We start from the raw sequence: 21193 nt of genomic DNA on the forward strand, positions 1-21193 counted from the left end.
GATTCCTTAACCGCGGCTCGCTACTTCAACGTCTGGGGTGGTGATATTTTCTTGATGTTTATCAAGTAGTAATTGAGCTTGACGAAGCGCCTCTAGCTGTTCGCTGTCGGCCATATCGACCAGGTGTGGCTCAATTTGCATCTTAGGACGAACCCTTTGCATGCCATTGACGACGATTTTGTCGTCTGCCGCTAAACCTTGCTTAACAATGCGTAAACCTTGAACTTTTTCACCTAGGGTGACACCGCGATACTCCACGGTGCCATCGTTTGCCACCACTAAGACGAACTTATTGTTCAGATCCGTACCCACGGCTTTATCGTCGATTAAGATGCCATCGTAGGCGCCGCTACCTGCGGTACGTAATCTGGCGAACAGACCTGGGAGCAAGCTGTTGTCTTCATTGCTAAACGTGGCACGGACTCGAATAGTGCCCGTCTGTCTGTCCATCGAGTTATCAACAAAGTCCACTAGGCCTATGTGTTGATATTCGCGTTCGTTAGCCAGTGCCATATACACGGGATTATCGCCTGCACGAGGGTCGTTACGCTTTTTCTCGGCAGTTAACTTGACGTATTTCAGATAGGTTTGCTCATCCACATCGAAGTAGGCATACATGCTGGCGGTCGACACTAAGCTGGTTAATACACTCTGCCCCGCAGACACATAGTTACCCGCAGTGACATTGGCGTAGGAGGCTCGGCCATCAATCGGCGCGCGCACTTGGGTGTAATCTAAGTCCAACTCGGCGCGCAGCAGCGCCGCTTTCACAGAGGCTACGGCCGCCGTGGTTTGACGTTTGTTAGACTCACGGGTATCGAGTAATTCTGCAGATACCGCCTTTTGGGCAAAGAGTTTGCGGGCACGTTCTAAGTCGTTAGCGGCCAGTTGCTCAGCAGAGAGCGCGCTAGCAAGATCTGCTTTTAACCGGGCCACTTCCGCTTCGAACACACTCGCATCGATATGGAATAGCACATCGCCTTTTTTCACTAAGGCGCCTTCTTTAAAGTTTACCGACGCGATATAGCCAGACACACGTGGCACTAAGGTCACACTTTCTGGCGCCTGCAAACGACCAGTAAATTCATCCCACTCGGTAACGCGCTCATGCAATACCTGCGCAACATCGACCTTAGGTGCACCTTGAGCAGGGCTTTGCTGTGCAGCTGGTTCACCACAGGCCGAAAGGACAAACGCCGCCACGGCAGTCAACATCAATATCCGTAAAGGTGGGTTACTTTTCATCTTACAATCCTCATGTGGCAGGCATTTATCTCGTTTAAGACAGACATCAATGATGGACACTCGGTCAACACCAATAAATACCGACTGGTAAAAAATATTATGTACTGAGCGGTAATATATAGTGTAAAATGACCCTGTCAACTTATTTTGTACCGATAGGTATTTAATTTTTGTGACAGCTTGAAACCATGCAGTTAAGCCTTTGAGGTAATTAGGGCGTGTTGACGTTTCGAGATTAGATTTTGTTCGTTCTGGCAAGCACGTGCTCGCGAAACGAGGAATGATGTGTAGTTATTCTACTCAAATGACGAGTGACAAAGAGAACGAGCTTGCTAGACGAACCCTTCGGGCAGCGTTTGGCTGGCGTTTCTGCTGCGTTATCGTCCGTTTATGTAGAATAACTACACTGTACGGACTTTACCTTGCATAAACGCCAGCCAAACTGCTGCAAAAATAACCCTGAAACGTCAACACGCCCTAGCCACAGCGAACGTGCTATGTGGGCTTGAATGGACGATATATTTTGGAGAGTTACGCACCTAAACCGCAGACAGCAGGCAAGAGTGGCTGGACATGAGCTAAACCCATGTCTATCCTAGGGGCAATTGAGAATTGAGGAGCCTAATGATGTCAACCGTCACCCAGACGCCCTGCGTAGGTCGCCCACGAGCCTTCGATGCCGACGATGCATTGGCCAAAGCCTTAGAAGTCTTTTGGCGTAAAGGTTTTGAAGGTACATCGTTAACCGATCTCACTCAGGCCATGGGCATCAACAAACCCAGCCTATATGCCGCCTTTGGTAACAAAGAGCAGCTGTTTCTGAAAGCGATCGAGTTATACGAGCAGCGCCCCTGTGCATTTTTCTATCCTTCGCTTGAAAAAGAAACAGCCTATCAAGTGGTTGAGTCCATGCTCTATGGCGCAGCATCCTCCTTAGTAGATGAAAACCAACCCCATGGCTGCTTGATTGTCCAAGGCGCTCTCGCCTGTAGTGAAGCTGGACAAGCCATTAAAGAAACCCTGATCACCCGTCGCCGTGATGGTGAGCAAGCATTATGCGAACGCCTGCAACGCGCAAAGGATGAGGGCGATCTCCCCGAAGATGCCGATCCACTGCTGCTATCTCGATACATTGGCACAGTGCTACAAGGCATGGCCGTACAAGCAACCAATGGCATTTGCCCCAATGAATTACGTAAAGTGGCTGAGTTAGTATTAGCTAACTTTCCGAAAAATAACCCGTAATAGCACGATTAGCATATAACGATTGACATAAACCCCAGTGAACACTGGGGTTTATGCTTTTAAGACGCTAAAAAATCGAGATGAGTATCGAGTTAACACTGGACTTGATGAGTGACCAGACTTGGACGCAGCAGATTGTCATGGACGGGACAACGATTACACACAGTATCTAAAAACTCATTCTTTTGTGCGTCGGTTAAGTCGGCGTCTATGCTGGCATTGATGGCGATTTCTTTAAATCCAACAGGATCGTCCGAGGGTTGGCCTAATAATCCCGCCGAATTCATCACGGCTCTCACATGCACATCAAACCGGTGAATAGTGATATTACGTTCACGCGCAACCATCTTAGCTATCGCCGAAATACAGCCACCAAGCGAGAATAAAAAGGTCTCTAAGGGGTTAGCTCCTTCATTGGTAGCGCTGGGTTGATCAATAACCAGCAAATGCTCCCGCACCTGCGCTGTAACCTTCCAACCGCTTCCCATATGTGTGGTGACTTCAACAACTTTTTCAGCCATAACAAACTCCATTAGTTTTTTTTCAATCAGATTACTCTAATAGTGTTAACATGAAAAGTCACAAGCGAAGATCACAGTTTATAAAGTCAGGTTAGGAAGTCGGTGTATGGGTTTAACCTAGATATCTAGAGTGTAAGGTTTTAATAAAATCGCGATAAATGTCAGTTATTCTGCACAGCAAACCAATGAAAATCCAAAACATCGAAGTAAAAAAGGCAATAAAAGGCCCCTTCCAATAACATTGAAAGAGGCCCAAGTATGCGTTAAAGCGTTATCGCACTATCCACTTATAGCACTATCCACGTTGCCTTGATTTCAGTGTATTTATCAAAGGAGTGTAGAGATTTATCTCGGCCATTACCCGATTGCTTATAACCACCGAAAGGTGCCGTCATATCACCGCCATCATAATGGTTAATCCACACCATACCACTACGCAATGCTTTAGCCGTTTTATGCGCCTTACTGATATCCGCTGTCCAAACACCTGCCGCTAAGCCGTAAATGGTATCGTTAGCGATCGCTATCGCCTCCTCCATACCATTGAATTCAATGACAGATAATACAGGGCCAAAGATTTCCTCACTGGCAATTTTCATTTGGTTTTTCACATTTGAAAATACCGTTGGCTGCACATACACACCGCCCGTTTCGGCCAGCACTTGTTGTCCACCATGCACTAAGCTCGCGCCCTCATCTTGGCCCGCCTTGATATAGCTTAAGATGGTATCTAATTGCTGCTTATCGACCACAGCGCCGCTAACGGTAGCTGGATCCAGTGGATGCCCAGGCTGCCACGAAGCGAGCTCTTCTGCTATAAGTGCAATCAGCTGATCTTTAACACCAGCTTCCACCAGCAAGCGTGAGCCCGCAGTACAAACTTCACCCTGGTTAAAAGCAATGGCTTCAGCGGCAGCCACAGCCGCGGCTTTAAGATCAGGCGCATCGTTAAATACGATGTTCGGGCTTTTACCGCCCGCCTCTAACCAGACCCGCTTCATATTCGACTCGCCCGCATAAATCATTAATTGCTTAGCGATTTTTGTTGAGCCAGTAAAGACTAAGGTATCCACGTCCATATGCAGCGCCAGTGCTTTGCCGACGGTATGGCCATAACCGGGGAGCACGTTTAGTACACCTTTAGGGATCCCAGCTTGAACGGCAAGCTCGGCAATACGAATGGCGGTGAGCGGTGATTTTTCAGAGGGTTTAAGGATAACACTGTTCCCCGTCACGAGTGCTGGGCCTAACTTCCAACAGGCCATTAGCAGCGGGAAATTCCAAGGCACAATCGCTGCCACCACGCCCACGGGTTCGCGAGTAATCATGCCGATTTCATTATGTGCCGTCGGCGCCAGCTCATCGTAGAGTTTATCAATGGCCTCCCCCGACCAACGAATGGCACGGGCAGCGCCGGCAATATCTACCGCCTTTGAAAAACGTATCGGTTTACCCATATCCAAGGTTTCTAACAGCGCGAGTTCATTGGCATTTTCTTCCAATAACTCAGCGAAACGGATCATCACTTGTTTACGTTTAACAGGCGCAGCCTTTGACCATACCCCAGACTCAAAAACCTCACGAGCATTAGCCACGGCGATATTGGCGTCTAGCAAATCGCAACTGGCGACTTGCGCTAATAAACGACCATCGATTGGACTGATGCAATCAAAGGTTTTGCCTGATGCCGCATCCCGATACTCGCCGTTAATAAAAGCCTTGCCATTGATTGCTAGGCTTGCAGCGAGGTTTTCCCAATCGCTCCGTGTTTTAGGTGTACTCATGATGACCTCTTAATCGTTTGTATTCGTTTATTTTATCTTTATTGGGATAAGGGCTATCTCGACTAACAACTGCCAAAGATGACCTAAGGCTGTAACTGCTGCCTAGATTACGCTTTTAAGACATCAAAATTCAATATTTTTTACAAAAATAGCATTTTTGCCACAAATAACTGCACACGCCTCTTCCATGTTCATTATTTCTAACATAGCATAGCAAATATTAGCCACCCTTAACGAAGACCTGACCCCATTTAACAAGGAAAAGGACAAGGTAAACATCTATGGCCGACTCACCCAACAATCTCGCCCACGAGCATCCTTCACTTGAACACTATTGGATGCCTTTTACCGCCAATCGCCAATTTAAAGCGAGCCCTCGATTACTCGCCAAAGCTGAAGGCATGTATTACACCGATATCAATGGCAACAAGGTATTAGACTCAACCGCGGGGTTATGGTGTTGTAATGCGGGTCATGGTCGACGTGAGATCAGTGAGGCCGTCAGCAAACAAATTCGAGAAATGGATTACGCCCCCTCCTTCCAAATGGGCCATCCCATCGCTTTTGAACTGGCCGAACGTTTAACCGAACTGAGTCCAGAAGGACTCAACAAAGTATTCTTTACCAACTCAGGCTCTGAGTCGGTTGATACCGCCCTTAAAATGGCACTTTGCTATCACAGAGCTAATGGCCAAGCGTCACGCACCCGCTTTATTGGCCGAGAAATGGGTTACCATGGCGTAGGATTTGGTGGGATCTCGGTGGGTGGTTTAAGCAATAACCGTAAAGCCTTCAGCGGCCAGCTATTGCAAGGAGTGGATCACCTGCCCCACACCTTAGACATTCAACATTCCGCCTTTAGTCGTGGCTTACCAAGCCTCGGTGCTGAAAAAGCAGAGGTATTAGAACAATTAGTCACACTCCATGGCGCCGAAAATATTGCTGCCGTTATTGTTGAACCCATGTCGGGTTCGGCAGGGGTGATTTTACCACCACAAGGTTACTTAAAGCGCCTACGCGAAATTACCCAAAAATACGGCATCCTATTGATTTTTGATGAAGTTATTACCGCATTTGGCCGTGTAGGTGCCGCATTCGCCAGCCAACGTTGGGGCGTTATCCCCGACATAATCACCACAGCTAAAGCCATTAATAATGGCGCCATCCCCATGGGCGCCGTGTTTGTGCAGGATTATATCCACGATACTTGCATGCAAGGGCCAACCGAACTGATTGAATTTTTCCACGGTTATACCTATTCGGGCCATCCAGTCGCTGCCGCCGCAGCACTCGCCACGCTCTCAATCTACGAAAATGAGCAGTTGTTTGAACGCAGCTTCGAACTTGAGCGTTATTTCGAGGATGCCGTTCATAGCCTCAAAGGGTTACCCAATGTGATTGATATTCGCAACACCGGATTAGTTGCGGGTTTCCAGCTTGCGCCTAATAACGAAGGCGTTGGCAAACGCGGTTATCGGGTGTTCGAGCGCTGTTTTCATCAAGGCACGCTCGTGCGGGCAACGGGCGATATTATCGCCATGTCCCCACCACTCATTGTTGATAAACATCAAATTGACCAAATGGTAAATAGTCTCAGCGATGCCATTCATGCCGTTGGATGATGCACAATTTTCAATCACACGCCCAGAAATTAGGGAAAATAAAGGTTAGCTATGCTTAAGATTACCCACTATGTGAATGGCCAACACACTCCAGCGAGTACAAGAAGCCAAGATATTTTTGAACCAGCCACCGGCGAATGCCGAGGTCAAGTATCCCTCGCCAGCAGCGATGAAGTCGCTGCCGCTATTGCCAGCGCCAAAACGGCTTTTGACGCTTGGTCACAGGTAACGCCCCTTAATCGCGCTCGTGTACTCTTTAAATTCAAAGCGTTAGTCGAGCAGCATATGGATGAACTGGCGCAGCTCATCACCCTAGAGCACGGCAAAGTGCTCGATGATGCTAAAGGAGAGCTTATCCGCGGCCTTGAAGTCGTTGAATTTGCCTGTGGTATCCCACACTTGCTCAAAGGGGAACACACGCAACAGGTTGGCGGTGGTGTGGACTCCTGGTCCGTTAATCAAGCTTTAGGTGTTGTCGCTGGCATAGCGCCCTTTAACTTCCCCGTGATGGTTCCCATGTGGATGTTCCCAATCGCCATTGCCTGCGGCAACACCTTTATTATGAAACCCTCAGAAAAAGATCCAAGTTCAGTGATGCGGATTGCCGAGTTGCTCAAACAAGCTGGCTTACCTGATGGAGTGTTTAACGTGATCAATGGCGACAAAGAGGCCGTCGATACCCTGCTCACTCATCCAGATGTGCAAGCCATAAGCTTTGTTGGTTCCACTCCAATCGCTGAGTATATCTACAGCACCGCATCCACACACGGTAAACTAGTACAAGCCTTAGGCGGTGCCAAAAACCATATGCTGCTGATGCCAGACGCGGATTTAGATCAAGCGGTAAGCGCACTGATGGGCGCGGCCTACGGCAGTGCGGGCGAGCGTTGTATGGCGATATCGGTGGTGTTGGCTGTGGGCGATGTGGGTGACAAACTGGTCGACAAGTTATTACCGCAAATCCAACAATTAAAAGTGGGCAATGGTCTCACGCCAGAGATGGAAATGGGCCCCCTTATTTCCAAACAACACTTAGCCAAAGTCACTGACTATGTAGAAACTGGAGTTCAGGAAGGAGCAACCTTACTGGTAGACGGCCGACAATTAACCGTTGCCGATCATCAACAAGGTTACTTCTTAGGGGCCTGTTTATTCGACCATGTCACGCCGGATATGCGGATCTATCGCGAAGAAATCTTTGGTCCTGTGCTATCTATTGTTCGAGTCAACGATTATCCCAGTGCACTTACACTTATCAACCAACATGAATTTGGCAACGGCACGGCGATCTTTACTCAAAGCGGTGAGGCTGCCCGTCATTTTTGTCACCATGTGCAGGTGGGTATGGTCGGCGTTAACGTGCCAATCCCCGTACCTATGGCTTTCCATAGCTTTGGGGGCTGGAAACGCTCACTCTTTGGACCTTTGCATATGCATGGCCCTGATGGTGTTCGTTTTTATACCAAACGCAAAGCCATTACCGCTCGCTGGCCTGTAGGCAAACAGACTCAAGCTGAGTTTGTTATGCCCACCATGAAATAATCCGGAGCCATTTATGACAGTGAGCGTCACATCAATCATTCGCTTTGCCAGCGCACAACCGCCAGTGGAAAGCTATCAAGTCGCCCCTGAAAAGCGTATTGCAGGCAATCCCACCCAGCAATTACAAAATCATTATTCTAGCCCTTGTAATCAATTCCATAGTGGAATTTGGCAAAGTGAATCAGGCGCTTGGAAAATCAACTACACTGAATATGAGTATTGTGAAATTCTCGAAGGAACCAGTGTGATCACCGATCTTGAGGGACAATCTCAAACCTTTAGCGTAGGTGATCGCTTTATTATTCCAGCGGGATTTCAAGGTGTGTGGCAAGTCGTCACCCCCTGTCGCAAGGTGTATGTCATCTTCGAACAAAACTCACAGTAATACAGAGGTGCATTTTGCCTCAATGAACAAAGTTAAAGTGAGTTAGCTTTACCGCCATGAGGTCACAGCAACGGAGTTTCCTTGGCTGTTGTTTGGCAAATTATCGGATGTACAAACCTGTTTTAAAACATAAAAGAAGCTTGTGCATCCGTGTCAATCAAGAAAATGGGAGAAATACCGTGAATAACAACCTACAGAAAAAACGGCTAGCACAACTTGCTGGACTCGCGCTTACTACCAGCTTATTTTCCAGCATAGCCAGTGCAGAAGTGTCTGGTGAGATTAGCTTAACTAACGATTATCGCTTCCGCGGTGTCTCGCAAACCGCTGGAGATCCCGCTGTACAAGGTGGAATAGACTGGAGTTTTGAATCAGGATTTTCCGTCGGCGCCTGGGCCAGTAACGTCGACTTTGATGAACCTGGTTATAATGGCCCAGATGTTGAGTATGACTTCTATGTTGCCTACGGTGGTGATATCAGTGATAACGTCAGCTACGACGTGACACTGAACCGCTATAACTATTCGGGCGAGAGTGGTCTTGGCTATTTTGAAGTAACGGCTGGCGTCGAGTTTAGCGGATTTCGCGTAGCCTATTGGTATACCAATGACTACGGTGGCACTGATTTAGATTACCACTACGGTGAAGTCAATTATTCCTATGAGTTTGTCGAAAACTGGAATCTCGATCTGCATTACGGCTACAACGTTGGCGATGCATTAGATGATGGTGAAGGCTTCGATAGTTACTCCGACTATTCTGTTGGTGTCTCCACGGAATTAATGGGATTTGGCCTTTCACTTGCTTGGCTTGGCACAGATTTAAGTGGCGATCAAAAAGTCTCCGACGGTGTATACCAAAACGACGATACCGTCCTCGCGAGCGTTAGTTACGCTTTCTAATAGGGTTATCTCATTAGACAAAACACCCTAGTACAAAAGTCATTAAAAAGCCCTCTTTCGAGGGCTTAGTTATTTTTGTCATGAATGTATTATTAATTTGAAGACCAACTGCGCATCTTATGGCCTTTGACTGCATAGAAGAGAATAAACAGATAACAAGGTAACATCACCATATACCCGCCCTGCTGCCCCATATCCGTTGCCGAACTCATTAACCCCCAAGACACTGGACCAAAGGCACCGCCGGCAATCCCCATGATAAGGAGCGCAGAACCCGTACTCGTCAATTTGCCCATGCCCGACAAAGCAAGAGGCCATACGGCAGGCCACACAATCGCATTGGCTAATCCTAAGAAAGCAATCAATAGCAAGGTATCAGGTAAAGCTACGCCCCCAAAAGGCACCAACAAAGTGTTAGCAATAGCGTAGGAATTGTTATCCCCAAACAGAATGCCTAAGGTGAGTAATATGCCTAAAATTGCGGAAATCATCAGCGCTGTCGGTTGAGAAATAATGCGAGGGATAAGGATAATCCCCAGCGTATAACCCAGCACCATGCAAACCATAGTGTATGAGGTCATGACCCCGTAATGCTCAACGCCTAAAGATAACGCAAAGGTACCTATTGTATCGCCAGCGATCACCTCTACCGCTACGTACACAAACAATGCCAACACACCAAATGCTAAGTTAGGGTGAGATAACGCCGCTTTAATCTGGCTTTTATCTGTATGCTCAGCGACTTCATCTTCATTAGATAATTCTGGTAATGGGGATTTTTTCACCGCCAAGGCTAAAACACCGATAAACACCGCCATGCCTAAGTAAGGAAAAACCAAACTATTGGCCATTTCATCAATTTGTACTTGCGTTAATGTTGTGCCGATACGGTCTTTAAAACTATCTAAAATCAACGCTGAGAACACTAACGGTGCAATCACCCCCGCACCTTTGTTCAAAATACCCATCACGCTAACACGCGCCGCCGCTGACTCTTCAGGCCCAAGACGAACAACATAAGGATTTACTGCGGTTTGCAGTAACGTCTGCCCCGCCCCCATAACTAATTGGGCAAATAAAAATAGGGCGAAGACTTGGGTCTTCGCCGCTGGAATAAACAGTAAACCCGCGAGCATCATCACGCCCATGCCCAAGGCCATCCCATTTTTGTAGCCCACTTTACGGATAAGCCACGCCGAGGGCAGTGCAGTAAAGGTCACCGCGATATAGAAAGAAAACAGGATTAATGAAGCTTGGAAGGGATTGAGTTGCAAAATTTGTTTTAAATAGGGCATTAAAGAACCATTCAACCAGGTTGCAAACCCGAGGATGAAAAAGAGTGCTGCCACTATCGCCATGGGGATAAAACTGCTTTTCTGCTGGCTTTTATCGAGTGTCATTTCCATAAACCTGCTTCTTATAGTAATTAATTTTAAGGTGATTGCGGGACAAAAATCCGCTGAGTATTGCACACATCCCTATTGCAACTCATCTGCAATGGCTAATGTTATCATTCGAACTCACCATTGTTTCAGTGATGTTAAAACAAACAACACAAAAAGACAACGCTGTCATTTGCAATTTAATCCTAAAATACCGCGTTAAACGCCACTGTGGCTCCTAAACTTTCACTCACTACTGATTTATACCAATCACATTAAATATCTAATCAGTTCAGAGCCTCACAGGCATTTCAATCCAAGGCGCATTGACGCAGAAATGGTCATTCCCTTTTAAGTCAATGTAACACCGGAGTGGAATGCCTGTGTGGCTCCCAAAGGGCGGGTCTCAACACGCTTTATACTGCGTTTAAGGCTTTCGACAGAGCACCACTATGCCTTCAAGCCTTCGCCTTGTCTAAAGCGCGTTGAATTCCCGCTGAATGAACAGATATTTAATACGATTGGTATTAAAGCAAAAGACACATACGACGAATAACTCATGTGAAATAAAAAAGCCGCAGAGTTTACTCTGCGGCCTGTTGAAAGCACAAAATAACGAAAGATTAAATCCGCACAAAAATATTGCGACGATACATCCAATACAGCACTAACCATTGAACGGTGAGCAAACCAATCACGGCCGCTAAGGGCTGAGCATTTTCCGGTAATGCCGCGATAACGCCACCGAACATACTCTGGGCGATATACTTCCAATCCACTAGGCTGGAGGCAAGATAAATAATGATGGCGTTAGTACCTATTACCACAAACACAAAGGCGAGCTTTTGCCATTTCAGTACATCCACTAGGGCATAAAACAGTGCTAACAGCAGCATGCTCCAACCGCTCGTAACCAACACAAAAGAGCTTGTCCACAGATCTTTATTGACGGGAATGACCCCATCAAGCAACCAACCTAAGGCTAAACAAACACCACCGGCAACACTCAATATGCCGACTTTAGCCCACTCACCTTTAGGATGAGATTTCACAATAAAGTGACCGACAAACACACCCGCTAAGGCATTGACTACGGCGGGCAGTGTCGATAACAGGCCTTCAGGATCGGGGGTTCGTCCTTGATAGCTCACACCCGGCAATAACAGGCTGTCGACATAAGCATTGATTGACTCAGTGGGTGATAACACACCCGCCTGTCCACCAGGAAACGGTAACCAGAGTTGCGCCGCGCCATAGGCCACTAATATGCCTAGAGCCACCAGCACTTGGGTCCGTAAACGGGTATGCCACACCAGCAAGGCGGCAAAAAACCACGCAAAGGCAATACGGCCTAATACACTAGCATAACGGATTTTTTCAGGGTCGGCAGGTGCTCCCGCTCCCCAACCATGGCTATAAAGAATACCAAGCAACAATAGCAAAAACAGCCGCTTAACGCCATGACGATACACAGGCAGGCGCTCATGCATCGGCAGTTTATCTAAGCGTTTTGGCGATAATCCAAGGGCAACACCGGAGAGGAAAATAAACAGCGGAAAAATCAAATCATAGAAGCGAAAGCCATTCCACTCACTATGATGCATTTGGGTATCACCCCATTGCCAGCCCGCCCAGCCAGTCAAAATAAGCAAGGCGCCAAATAGGGCTTCGCCACCTAAAATCCAAAACATATCGAAGCCGCGCAAGGCATCGAGGGACATCAATCTTGGCTTTGGCTGACGCTTTTTCGCGGCAGCATCCTGAGCATTAACGCCCGTATTGGCGACAGATTCCGGCGCAGTCGTACTCATACCATTATCCTTTATTATTGTTATTTAAATTATTTTTCAAGATGTAGAGCAAAATGCAGACTGTACAATAAAAAAACTTAGCCCCTGTCATCAAAATACGACAAGGGCCAAGGTGAACGCTTTACGGACTCAACACACTAAGGGCGAACATAAACCGCATTTCCAGCAATATAGTTGGCCAGCACTTGATGCTGATTATCCAGCAGCACTAAATCGGCACGCTGCCCTACGGCTAACCGACCGACGCTCTCGGCAATGCCAAGGAACTCGGCTGGATACAAAGATGCCATCCGCAAGGCCTCACCGAGCGGCAAACCTAGCATATTCACCGTATTATGGACCGCACTTGCCATATCTAACACGCAGCCAGCCAGTTCACCCGTCACCGCATTTAATCTGTCGCCGACACGCAGCACCTGAGTACCAAACAGCTCAAAACTGGTTTCATCATCCAGACCCACAGGCGGCATAGCATCGGTCACCAACATCACTTTGCCACGAGGTTTGGCACGTAGGGCAACACGAGCTGCAGCGGGATGCACATGATGACCATCGACAATCAAACCACACCAAGCGGTTTCGCTCTCAATCGCTGCGCCCACCACACCAGGCTCGCGGGAACCTAAGGGTGACATCGCATTATATAGATGGGTAAAACCTGTCGCCCCAGCCGCTAATGCTGCAACAACGGTATCGTAGTCCGCATTGGAGTGGCCCAAACACACTTTAACGCCCGACGCCACCAACAGGCGGATCACCTCGGGCGAGACATTTTCAGGCGCTAAGGTGACAACGCGGATACCTAAATCCTGACGGCAAAAAATCGCCAGTTCAGCCTCGGTGATCCCACGGATAAAACCTTGTGGATGCACGCCTTTTTTAGGTACAGACAAATGCGGACCTTCGAAATGCACCCCTAATACACCTGCGCTCTTTTGCGCGACCGCACTAGCAACCGCATCGGCCGCCTTAGCCATCACCTGCACATTATCGGTAATCAGCGTGGGTAAAAAGCCTGTGGTACCAAAGCGAGCATGCGACTTGCCTATGGTTTCAATGCAAGCAACCGTTGGGCTGCTATTGAATAACGCGCCGCCACCGCCGTTAACTTGCACATCGATAAACCCTGGCACTAGGGTGCCTGGGTAGCGAATTTCCTTAGCACCCGATGCGGTGTCTAAGCTGGCTATCAGCCCATCTTCAATGGTGACTGGCACATCCCGATGGAAGGCTTCACCATCAAACAGTTGCTCGGCAATTAAGGTGAATTTCATCCAAACCTCTTTTCAAATTAACGCGGCGATAACGGCCAGCCATTACAGCGTTTGAGTGACTTTTTTCAGCCCTGCGGGTTGGTCAGGGTCAATACCACGGGCAATAGCGACGGCTGCCACGTCAATATAAAAACGTTGTAGCAGGGCTAACGGCGCCACACGTGGATGAATATCCGTCGATGTTTGATTTAAATGGACTAAATCGGCACCACGTTGGCTCACATTTTCAATCTGTTCGATATGGCTAGCGTAAGACTCATCGCCAATGCACACATCCACAATCGTGAGTTTTTTCTCAACTAAGGTCACGGGACCATGGAGAAACTCTGCGCTACTAAAGGCTTCAGCGTGGATTGAGCACACTTCTTTTAACTTAAGCGCAATTTCCTTAGACACCGCATAACCCAAGCCACGGCCTAACACGACTAAGTTTTTCACGTTTTCAACCGATGCTGGAGTCAATTGTGGCTCAGCATCAACCGCAGTTTGCAGTGCTTGCGGTAATGAGTTAACTGCTGCGGCAAGGGATTCGCTCTGCGTCCACGCCGAGGCTAATTGTAGAATCGCCGACAGAGTTGCAAGGTAGCTCTTTGTTGCGGCAACGGCTTTCTCTTCGCCGGCGCGTAATGGCACCACCACATCGACGATATCCTTAATTGGAGCGGTTTCATCGTTCACTAACGCCACACAAAACGCGCCAGCGTTTTTCGCCATACGCGCCTGGGCTAAAATATCAGGGCTGCGGCCAGATTGCGAAATCACAATCACTAATCCGCCTTCTAACTTCAAGGTTTTACCGTAAACGCTGGCCACAGATGGCGCGGCGGCAAACGTTGGCACGCCGACTTCAATTTCAAAAAGATATTTAGCAAATACACCCGCATGGTCCGATGAACCACGGCCCACAATCATCACAAAACGGGGATCGAAAGCACGCAGTTTTTCACCTAACTGCTGCATTAAATCGGCGTTAGCGGCTAACTGACCCGCAATCTTCTGCGGCGCGGTGCGAGCTTCTTGCTCCATAATAGTGTTTGTCATGTTATTTACCTTACAAATCAATACGGGTATTGCTTTAGCACTGATGCGCTAAAACGGCTTATTCATTAATGTTGACTGAGTTAAATTGCTGCTGAGCGAAGTACATGGCACCCAATTCTGGCGGCGCTAAGGTTTCAGAAATCTTGGCCACCACATCGCTGCCAAGCCACGCCTGTAAAGGTTCGGCAAGGCCACCGATCATCGAGAATCGCACTGGATTGAGGCTAAACAGCTTGCGTGCCATTTCACTGATGTAATCGGCTCCTTCCTGCACAATCCCGCGAGCGACTTCATCACCCGCGTTTGCACAATCGAGTACGCTTCTGGCTAATTCGGCATAGCAACTCGAAGACTTACCGGCGAGATGCTCGACGATGCCCAAGGCATCACTTACCCCAAAATGGTTTAACAGCATCTTGGTTAAAGCAGTCGGCGCGGCAAAACCATCGAGGGCGAGTAACACATGCTCGGCGGCTTTTAAGCCAAGCCAAGCACCGCTGCCCTTATCACCCAGCGCAAAACCGTGGCCACCAATACTTAAGCTGTCATCACCTACATGGGCATAACCGCAAGAACCCGTACCCGTAATGATCACCGCACCATCGGCGCCGCGGTGTGCACCGATACAAGCGGTATGAAGATCCGTTGTGACAAACATGGCAGCAAACGGATGCTGCCAGCTGATCACGTCCTGATACAGGCGCGGCACATTGACTCCCGCCAGCCCTAAGCCCGCGACGAGTAAATGGCTATCGGTTTCCTTCATGCCCGCATCCAACAGAGCTTGGCGAGTCGATGCTTCAATCGATGCAAATGCTTGTGCAAGACCATGCAGCGGATTAGCGCGCCCAGCAACACCTGTCCCTAAAACGGTACCGTCCGCAGTATAGATAGTGGCTCGGCACTTACTGCCGCCCCCATCAACACCGATAAACAGTTGTTGATCTTTTGTCTGGACTAACCCCATGACATCCCTCTTCATCTCTTAATGCAGCGCTACCGTTGCTTATACTTATGCCGTTAATACGACACCTAACTTTAGTTAACTCAATGTTACAGCAAAAATGACAGCGTTGTCATTTACTTTTTGAAGCAATTTCTAATCAAATGTCAGGCGAAAGAATTGACTGAAAGTGAAAAGAAAAAGGCTGTATTTTTCTTTAAAAATACAGCCAGATACATAACAGATTAATTAACGATTAAGCTTCTGCCTTTGCGGATACCATCAGCAGCAATAGCACGGATCTCAACGGGCGCAGTTACCGCCTGCCCTGCTTGATAGGATTGCCATTGCCCACTCGCTTGTCGCCACTCAATCTTAAGTCCTGGATAAGCCACGTTGGCAAACAGTTTACCGTCACGGATCTCGGCACCTACAGTCGGCACTCGGTAATCGATACCTGTCTTATCGAGTTTAATAAACTCCTTATGCCCTAATGTGTTGGCCATTTGCTGCCAAGATTGTGCCTGCGCGTCACGCATTGCCGCAGTAAAGTGCCCAGTGCTTTGGTTATACAATGCACCTTGATATTGGTAAGGCACTTCCCACTCTGCTTGATGCCAAGCACGCTCAGCCAGCATCAATAAACGAGGGAAAATCATGTACTCAACGGTATCGTTGCTGCGAATGGTTTCACTCCACAACTGCCCCTGTAAACCAGCAAAGTTTTTACCTTGCTCCCGTGGTCCAGATTTTTTGCCTTTCTCATCGGTTCTTGCCCTATCGTCGGCTTCGAAAGGCAGATTTTGCAAGTCGGTCCACTGCTCCGCATTCGCCACTAAGTTATCCGGCATAAAGCTAAACACTTTGTGCGCGTTGGTGGCGCGGCTTGCCCAGTAATAGCCGTGCTCTTTAGGATCGGCTTCGTAGGGAAAATCAAAATAAAGCACTTCAGGATTAGAGAGCACCACATCCCAACCGTTGTTCACTTGCTGATTGGCATGCTCATATCCTTTATAGGCGATCACATCCCAAATATTGGATTGGACTTTAGCAGGCATATAGCTTGGGCGAACATGGCTCATGCCATCACTCCAACCTGCGGCTTCAATGCCTTTTTCCGCCAGTTGATTCGATATCCGCTCAATAAAGTAAGCGCCTAAATCCTCGATGGATTTCACGCCTTTATCGTTATTGGCTACAAAGGATAAACACTCAGGAGATTGCTTCCACGCCCCAGCGGTTTCGTCGGCGCCGATATGGTATCGAGTTAATGGTTGACCCGCGGCTTGGTGTAATTTGGCAATTTCATCAATCACTTTATCGACAAATTGATAGGTCGATTCCATACAGACGTTCAGGGTGTTGTCGTTGTAATACTGCACCGAAGAATACACAGTCGTATCAGCCGCATCCGACAACAAATAGGTGTTCGCCTCCGTAGGCTTACCTTGGGCGAGTAATTTACGGTAACGCGCCTCCATGGATTTTATCGCTGCGCGACTATGGCCAGGCATGTCCATCGAAGGGATCACTTGAATTTGGCGGGCATCGGCGTATTTGACTATATCGATATAGTCTTGTTTGCTATAGAAACCATTAACGCTCGACTCCGCAACAGGCCCACTGCCAAGCTGCGGTAACAAACAGGTAGTTTCCTCAAGATCGTGGCAACGCTTACTACCAATATCGGTCAGTTCAGGCAGGCCATCAATCTCTAAGCGCCAACCTTCATCATCGGCCATATGCAGATGTAATTTGTTGAGTTTGTAAGCCGCCATTTGATCTATCAGTGCAAAAATCATCGCCTTACTGTGGAAATTACGGGCCACATCGATATGCATACCGCGGAATGGATATCTTGGGCTATCTTCAATAGTCATCGCATTTACGCGCAAATCCTGCACATCAATCAAACTGGCAAGCGATGATAACGCATAGGAAAATCCTGCCGCATCACCTGCGGCAACCTTGATACCATCAGGTTTGATATCCAGCAGATAACTGCTCTCTGCGCCTTGGCGCCAGCTCAGTTTCACCACTAAGCCTTGGTCTGACTCTTTAACACCCAAACGTGCTAAGCGTTCAAGCGCCGCAGCCACTTGCTCGGTTTTAAAAGACTGATTTTCAGCGGATGGACTCAATACTGACGCGACATCCAATTTAATGCCAGAGGTGAGTGATACCGCTTTATCGTGAGAATGGATCGTCACTTTTTGCGGCGAAGGAATAATGGTATTGACCGCTAAGCTGGCATCTTCACTGACATTTTGGTTGTTGCTAAATAGCTGTGATGCGGTCGCAGGCACTAATTTATCCGCATCAGTGCGGCGATACTGTTTCACCATATCGGTGAACGGCTCAACATAGGGACGCACTTCCATTCGAGTATCAGGATCTTGCTGCACTTGCGTGCTGGCAATCACCACTGGCGATAAATCCCCAGCAACGATGTAGTAGTTTGGCATGGCATCGGTTTCGGACAATTGCCAAAGCTCACCACGGAACCTTAAGGTCTTTTTAACCCCTTTGTTAAAACCGCTGAATGCCTCAGTAGGCGTTATCCGATAAAGATCGCCCTTGATATGAGTGATGGAAAACTCTTTGCCTTCAACCGATTGCACCGGACGCATCTGGCTAAAATAAATCGCCCAGTCGTGACCTTTGAGATCAACGCCAGGGACAAAATCAATTTCAGCCACAAAACAACGACCTTCAGCGGCGGCTTTATCACAGTTATTATCGGGCCTGTTAGTGAGCACGCGATAACTCACGCCCAAGGTATCCCCAAACTGCTGCAATTGCGCTTGGGTTAATGACGCAGGCGTGGCGAGCTCGGCTGAGCTTGGCACTGGCACATTCACTGTTTTAGGCGCTTGGCTGCAAGCACTTAAACCTAATGCAAATAAAATGGCGGTGGCGGCAATCGTTTTATTCATGATATTCCTTTTCTAGCTTCAGAAATGGCTACAATCTGAAGGAAGTTACTAACGTCCGCAGTCTTTCCCCTTGGTGAAACAGTCGCTCACTCGATTGTGCTAGATGCTCACTATCGAGGGAGGCTGAACCTGAGACATTGGCAAGATCATTTAATGTACGAGAAATCGCTTCGGTGACACAGGTTTGCTCCTGCGCCGCATGGGAAACTTCGATATTCATATTACTGATATTTGAAACTAAATCAGTCACTTTAGATAGAACGAGCTTAATTTCTTCCGAACGATTGACCCCTTGATTGGAGAGAGTCTGGCTCGATTGCATCACATTCACGGTTTCGGCAACTCGGCTTTGCACCTGTTGGATCATTTTTTGGATTTCTCCCGTCGCCTGTTGGGTGCGGCTCGCTAAAGAGCGCACTTCATCGGCAACAACGGCAAAACCACGCCCCTGCTCACCCGCTCTGGCAGCTTCAATCGCAGCATTTAACGCCAGTAGATTAGTCTGTTCGGCAATGCTGCTGATCACCACTACAACTTCATCAATACGCTGCGTTTCCTGTTGTAACTGCGACACCGACTGAGCCGAACGTGCTAACTCAGCCGCAAGTTGGCGAGTAATGGCTAAGCCCGAGTCAAACTGACGCTGGCCATCGTCAACCGCTCTATCGGCTTGGTTTGCCGCATCGGCGGTACGTTTAGCATTGATGGCCACTTCGTTGGCACTGGCACTCAATTGAGTCACGGCCGTGACTGCGGCTTCGGTTTCTTTAAGCTGAGCTTGCACCCTTTGATTGTTGCTTTGCGACAACGTGCCCAGCGCTTTAGCATCGCCCAATAGCAGACCAGAGGTTTCATGCACCCTTGAAATCGTGCCGTGAATGTGTTCGACAAAACCGTTGAAAGCATTGGCGAGTTTGCCAATTTCATCTTCAGTTTCAACGGGTAATCGATGACTTAAATCGCCATCACCATTAGCAATCTCTTCTAACGCGGTGACAACCTTATCTAATGGGGTGATCACTAAACGCTTTAAAATAATGAAAATCACGAAGAGGCTGCCCGCTAAAATCAACAAAGCCTGTATAAAGTAGCTCAGCAACAACTCGGATAACTGCGCTTTTACGGGCAAAATGGAAAAAGTAATGGTTAGACGCCCGGTAGGATTACCTTGGTCGCTGAACTGTAACTCTCTTGTTTGTAGATAGTTGGTGGCAACTGCCTCGACTTGTTTATCCTCTGCGAGCAGCTTACCGCGATGATCCACAACGGTAATTTGATAAATTTGTTCAGACTTTAACATGACGGATAATACAGCCCGGATCTGTTCGTAATCGTAGGTAAAAATCGGCTGTGCCATTGTGACTTGCAGATTAGCGACCGTATTGTCTTCAAAGGCCATTTCGCTGCTCATTAACTTATTGCTCGCCAACCAATAGGACGCCCCAAACAAGGCGCTCACTATCATAAATATCGCCGCAGCTAGCCCAATTTGTACTTTTAAGGCTAAATTTTTCATTATGTTGCACCTTGCATACTAAATAGATCTAACCACAGCTCCTGGCGTTCAATCGGCGTTAAGGGATGTAAATCTGGCGTATCTAAGCGGATAATCACGCGCCGCTCAAACTGCGCATCACGGTAGAGCTGCTCAATCTTAAGTTCACGATTAAACATTTCATCGAAGCTACCGTCGCTAATCATGTGCTCAAGCCCCGCTAAGATTGCCTCAGCTAACTCGGGGCGTTTTGGTGAGACAAAAAAATAGGCCGGAGAGCGATATTGCAGCAGGATATGGCTATCAATCTTAAGTGCGGGATCGGGGTGGCTCGCAAGTTCATCGCCGATTTCCTGTGCGCCAAGCGCAAGGTAGTCGAACCGTCCACCTTCTAACATAGGGTATAGATTGGTGTACTGATAGCTCGTTACCAACGGCACACCATTGGCTTCGAGAATGCTCGCATCGGGCCAATAACGGTTTTGCCCAGCGGTTAATTGTTTAAAATCCGCCAGTGTTTTTACGTTGGCAAACTTAGCCTCATCACTCTTACGGATAATTAATAATCTGTTACCAAGCAATCCCTTAAACAGTGGGATCCGTACGGGCAGCATGGTTTCCTCAAGCTCTTTGGAAGTCATGCTCCAAAATACGTCAACAGTGCCGGCAAGTGCTTCTTCTGCATTGCGTTTTTGGTTCATCTGCGTCGACATTTGTTCTACTTGATACGGCTTGCCGGAGCGGCGCAGCGCCTCTTTAAGCAGATTAAACTGCCATTGCTGTTGGATGGTAGTCACTATCTTGATAGGAGTGGGATTGCTTGCCGAAGAAGTGCCAGCCGCAAAAGCAGCATTAGTAAGCGTGAACGACGTTGGCTCCACAGCGGCTATCGCGGTGAAACTCAACGCACACAGCATAACGCTCGGCCAGAGTCCCAAGATGGACATCAACAAACGCTTAGCCAGAGTTGTCACTACGCTGCAAAGCAATGTAGCAATATGAATAACCATGAATCGCAGCCTCTTTTATAACTGGAAAATCCAGCGAGTTTTATTTATTAATGCC

The 21193-nt window shown here is 48.0% G+C and carries 16 protein-coding genes; 5 read left to right on the forward strand and 11 right to left on the reverse strand.

Annotation, left to right across the window (positions count from 1 at the left end):
- Positions 1 to 6 precede the first annotated feature (6 nt).
- Entirely contained in the window at positions 7 to 1245 is a 1239-nt protein-coding gene (locus M0413_RS14615; protein WP_249554738.1) for an efflux RND transporter periplasmic adaptor subunit, read from the reverse strand.
- A 624-nt stretch (positions 1246 to 1869) separates the two neighbouring features.
- Here M0413_RS14615 and M0413_RS14620 point away from each other — a divergent pair.
- Positions 1870 to 2490 carry a TetR/AcrR family transcriptional regulator gene (locus M0413_RS14620; protein ID WP_140907386.1) on the forward strand — a complete coding sequence of 207 codons (621 nt, stop codon included), beginning with the start codon at positions 1870 to 1872 and terminating at the stop codon, positions 2488 to 2490.
- Positions 2491 to 2582: 92 nt separating this feature from the next.
- Here the strand turns inward: M0413_RS14620 and M0413_RS14625 are convergent, their stop codons facing one another.
- Positions 2583 to 3011 carry an OsmC family protein gene (locus M0413_RS14625; protein WP_249554740.1) on the reverse strand — a complete coding sequence of 143 codons (429 nt, stop codon included), beginning with the start codon at positions 3009 to 3011 and terminating at the stop codon, positions 2583 to 2585.
- Positions 3012 to 3298: 287 nt separating this feature from the next.
- Positions 3299 to 4795: an aldehyde dehydrogenase gene (locus M0413_RS14630; RefSeq protein ID WP_249554742.1), complete on the reverse strand. Its 1497-nt coding sequence runs from the start codon at positions 4793 to 4795 to the stop codon at positions 3299 to 3301.
- A gap of 281 nt (positions 4796 to 5076) precedes the next feature.
- Between M0413_RS14630 and aptA the strand changes: the two genes are divergently transcribed.
- The 4 genes from aptA to M0413_RS14650 all read left to right on the forward strand — a co-directional run bounded on the left by aptA (position 5077) and on the right by M0413_RS14650 (position 9246).
- Positions 5077 to 6417: an omega-aminotransferase AptA gene (gene aptA, locus M0413_RS14635; protein ID WP_055648316.1), complete on the forward strand. Its 1341-nt coding sequence runs from the start codon at positions 5077 to 5079 to the stop codon at positions 6415 to 6417.
- A gap of 51 nt (positions 6418 to 6468) precedes the next feature.
- Positions 6469 to 7959 (forward strand): CoA-acylating methylmalonate-semialdehyde dehydrogenase, encoded by a 1491-nt coding sequence (locus tag M0413_RS14640; RefSeq protein ID WP_249554744.1) that lies wholly within the window; start codon positions 6469 to 6471, stop codon positions 7957 to 7959.
- Between the two features lie 13 nt (positions 7960 to 7972).
- Positions 7973 to 8344 (forward strand): cupin domain-containing protein, encoded by a 372-nt coding sequence (locus tag M0413_RS14645; protein ID WP_144376125.1) that lies wholly within the window; start codon positions 7973 to 7975, stop codon positions 8342 to 8344.
- A 179-nt stretch (positions 8345 to 8523) separates the two neighbouring features.
- Positions 8524 to 9246, forward strand: a complete 723-nt coding sequence (locus tag M0413_RS14650; RefSeq protein ID WP_249554745.1) for a TorF family putative porin — start codon at positions 8524 to 8526, stop codon at positions 9244 to 9246.
- A gap of 92 nt (positions 9247 to 9338) precedes the next feature.
- On the opposite strand, the gene nagP is transcribed toward M0413_RS14650, so the two are convergent.
- From nagP to M0413_RS14690, 8 genes are all read right to left on the reverse strand, one after another.
- Positions 9339 to 10646, reverse strand: a complete 1308-nt coding sequence (nagP, locus tag M0413_RS14655) for an N-acetylglucosamine MFS transporter NagP (RefSeq protein WP_172589575.1) — start codon at positions 10644 to 10646, stop codon at positions 9339 to 9341.
- Between the two features lie 605 nt (positions 10647 to 11251).
- Complete coding sequence (gene nagX, locus M0413_RS14660) at positions 11252 to 12439, reverse strand: transmembrane glucosamine N-acetyltransferase NagX (RefSeq protein ID WP_249554747.1); 1188 nt, start codon at positions 12437 to 12439, stop codon at positions 11252 to 11254.
- 137 nt (positions 12440 to 12576) lie between these two features.
- The gene (gene nagA / locus M0413_RS14665) at positions 12577 to 13713 is read right to left on the reverse strand and encodes an N-acetylglucosamine-6-phosphate deacetylase (protein WP_249554749.1); all 1137 of its coding nucleotides are present in this window, start codon (positions 13711 to 13713) and stop codon (positions 12577 to 12579) included.
- Positions 13714 to 13755: 42 nt separating this feature from the next.
- Positions 13756 to 14754: a glucosamine-6-phosphate deaminase NagB-II gene (gene nagB-II, locus M0413_RS14670; RefSeq protein WP_047534407.1), complete on the reverse strand. Its 999-nt coding sequence runs from the start codon at positions 14752 to 14754 to the stop codon at positions 13756 to 13758.
- Between the two features lie 58 nt (positions 14755 to 14812).
- Positions 14813 to 15721 carry an N-acetylglucosamine kinase gene (gene nagK / locus M0413_RS14675; RefSeq protein ID WP_047534403.1) on the reverse strand — a complete coding sequence of 303 codons (909 nt, stop codon included), beginning with the start codon at positions 15719 to 15721 and terminating at the stop codon, positions 14813 to 14815.
- Positions 15722 to 15942: 221 nt separating this feature from the next.
- Positions 15943 to 18633, reverse strand: coding sequence for a beta-N-acetylhexosaminidase (locus tag M0413_RS14680; RefSeq protein WP_249554751.1), 2691 nt, complete (start codon positions 18631 to 18633; stop codon positions 15943 to 15945).
- 28 nt (positions 18634 to 18661) lie between these two features.
- Positions 18662 to 20149 (reverse strand): methyl-accepting chemotaxis protein, encoded by a 1488-nt coding sequence (locus tag M0413_RS14685; protein ID WP_249554753.1) that lies wholly within the window; start codon positions 20147 to 20149, stop codon positions 18662 to 18664.
- The gene (locus M0413_RS14690) at positions 20149 to 21138 is read right to left on the reverse strand and encodes a substrate-binding periplasmic protein (protein ID WP_249554755.1); all 990 of its coding nucleotides are present in this window, start codon (positions 21136 to 21138) and stop codon (positions 20149 to 20151) included. The genes M0413_RS14685 and M0413_RS14690 overlap by 1 nt, the downstream gene beginning before the upstream one ends.
- Positions 21139 to 21193: the final 55 nt, after the last annotated feature.

The organism is Shewanella sp. 8A (assembly GCF_023475945.1).
Classification (GTDB): Bacteria; Pseudomonadota; Gammaproteobacteria; order Enterobacterales; family Shewanellaceae; genus Shewanella; species Shewanella xiamenensis.